Origin of the sequence: Streptococcus sp. KR, from assembly GCF_002238115.1 — a bacterium.
GTDB lineage: Bacteria > Bacillota > Bacilli > Lactobacillales > Streptococcaceae > Streptococcus.
Genome location: NZ_NGVM01000159.1, coordinates 1 through 420, shown reverse-complemented (window position 1 = coordinate 420; position 420 = coordinate 1). Strand labels below are relative to the sequence as shown.

Here is a 420-nt window from a genome sequence, read left to right as displayed (position 1 = left end):
GCATTGATGTGGCCGATTATTCAAGGAATCATTTTGGTTGTGGGTTCACTGGTATTCTTAGGAATTGCCGATAAGTTCAAGCGTCGGACATTGTTAATTCTTGGTGGAACCGTTATGGGTCTGTCATTCTTATTACCAACTGTTATTAAATTGCTGATGCCAAATTCAAGCCCATTATTGATTGTGGTGTTCTTGAGTATCTATGTTGCCGCATACTCATTTACTTGGGCTCCATTGACCTGGGTTATCATTGGTGAAGTATTCCCATTGGCAATTCGTGGCCGTGCCTCAGGTGCTGCCTCATCAGCCAACTGGGTGGGTTCATTTGCTGTCGGCCTACTCTTCCCAATCATGACTGCCAGCATGCCTCAGGACGCTGTATTTGCCATCTTCGGTGTCATCTGTCTTCTGGGTGTCTGG

The 420-nt window shown here is 46.0% G+C and carries 1 protein-coding gene; it reads left to right on the top strand.

Going from position 1 to position 420, the window contains the following annotated elements:
* The coding region (locus CBI42_RS11400) for an MFS transporter (RefSeq protein ID WP_142294139.1) at window positions 1–420 on the top strand (420 nt) is incomplete at both ends.